The sequence below is a fragment of the Acetobacter fabarum genome (genome assembly GCF_040702925.2).
GTDB classification, from domain to species: domain Bacteria; phylum Pseudomonadota; class Alphaproteobacteria; order Acetobacterales; family Acetobacteraceae; genus Acetobacter; species Acetobacter fabarum_B.
Window position 1 is genome coordinate 1 of sequence record NZ_JBFCXX020000048.1, and the last position, 1,728, is coordinate 1,728.

A 1,728-nucleotide genomic window follows, 5' to 3' on the forward strand; every position below is an offset into this window, starting at 1 on the left:
CCAAAACGACAGCGCTTCAAACGCTATCCCATAGGCTTTTTTCATATCGATATTGCCGAAGTCCAGACTGCTGAGGGTAAGCTGCACCTCTTCGTTGCCATCGACCGGACAAGCAAATTCGCTGTCACACAACTGGTCGAAAAAGCCGATCGGAAGACGACCTGGGAATTTCTCGAACATCTCCTGAGCATCATTCCTTACCGGATACACACCATCCTGACCGACAATGGGATCCAGTTTGCTGAACAGCCCTGCAACCGCAATACGGCCTGGTCGCGTCCAATGCGCTTCGACATGATCTGCGAAGCCCACGGGATTGAACACCGTCTGACAAAACCCAACCATCCCTGGACCAATGGTCAGGTTGAACGGATGAACCGGACTATCAAGGATGCAACCGTCAAGCGCTTCCATTACGACAGCCATGAGCAGTTAAGGACACACCTCAGCGATTTCATGGCAGCCTATAACTTCGGGCGAAGACTCAAGACCCTGAACGGCCTCACCCCTTACGAATACGTCTGCAAAATCTGGACTGCAGAGCCAGACAGATTCATCATCAATCCAACCCATCAAACCCCGGGACTAAACACCTAGAATCACGAGCCAGAGGCATCAATCATCGGTTTTTCAATCTCTCCACGGTCAAATAACATATCTCTTTTATTTTTTTTACATCATTGGTTGCGGCAAGGGCTTCATATAAGCAATCATAAAAAGAATCTAAATTTTTAGAATCTATGGCATACATCACTGAATTTAATGATCTGGCCTTCTGGAACCAATACATTGCCTTTTTTTTAACATCTATATGTCCACCATCTTCAAGTATATCGAAATATTTATTGTCTATATACTGTATTGTTTTTTCAAGCTCTCTTCTCTCTGGTATGCTTATTAATTTTCCTGTTTCGAAGTATGACTGAATATCATCATTAAGGTAGTCTTCTGAATGGCTAGTACTACATGCCCATTTCGCAATTAAACGAGCTATTAAAGAGCGTTCATCGCTTGTGAGTCTTTCTCCATATTCAACTAGTTCAGGAGAAAATTGATTGAGACGTATACTTAAATCCATTATTTTTCTTTACTTTTTTATTGAGGTGGTAGGCAATACTTTAACATTATTTATCGCCAATGCACAAGACGAACAAATGGGTCTACCAGCACCTATTGCTCTAACAGTATAGCCCCGCTCCTTAGACCAGTTTATTATATCAGTCTCTGCATGACCCGTGCCAGATATAAATACATCTTCAGAGTGTAATTTTTGCGCCACGCCACTCCGTAAGTATCCACGAGGTTCGCTTGTGGATATTACTGTTACTTCTTGTCCAGCCGTATTTTTTACGATACCGACACCCATCGTCACGCGACCTCTCGCCCCTTCAGGTATGGCTGATTGTAATTCGTTAACTCTTTGCGTGATATAAGCATTATCTTGTTCTTGTTCTTGTTCAACAACTTTTTTTTGCCGCTTTGGTCAGGTTTCTGTGCCCGTTGGCGTTTTTGCCAGAAGCTCTTTTCTTCCCTCTGGTGTCGTCAACAGTCGGTTGACTTCACGAGCCTCTAAAAGCGCATCCTCCATCCTTGAAACGTCATTGTCACTAGGCTCAGGACCTATTAATTTATTGAACTGAGCGAGAAGTTTTGATTCACAGTCTTACCGATGAAGGGTGGGCCTGTGAGTGATGTGTTTATGCTGTCTGAGAGGCAGATGGAGCGGAT

The 1,728-nt window shown here is 43.9% G+C and carries 2 protein-coding genes; one reads left to right on the forward strand and one right to left on the reverse strand.

The window, feature by feature from the left end:
- The coding region (locus AB2L51_RS14990; protein ID WP_400922614.1) for an integrase core domain-containing protein at positions 1 to 597 on the forward strand (597 nt) is incomplete at its 5' end.
- A 22-nt stretch (positions 598 to 619) separates the two neighbouring features.
- On the opposite strand, the gene AB2L51_RS14995 is transcribed toward AB2L51_RS14990, so the two are convergent.
- Positions 620 to 1,078: a hypothetical protein gene (locus AB2L51_RS14995; protein ID WP_395582644.1), complete on the reverse strand. Its 459-nt coding sequence runs from the start codon at positions 1,076 to 1,078 to the stop codon at positions 620 to 622.
- Positions 1,079 to 1,728 lie beyond the last annotated feature (650 nt).

What these genes read in the sequence shown, in the direction of transcription:
- AB2L51_RS14995 (WP_395582644.1), bottom strand. Translation starts at nt 1,078, where the DNA reads ATGGATTTAAGTATACGTCTCAATCAATTTTCTCCTGAACTAGTTGAA.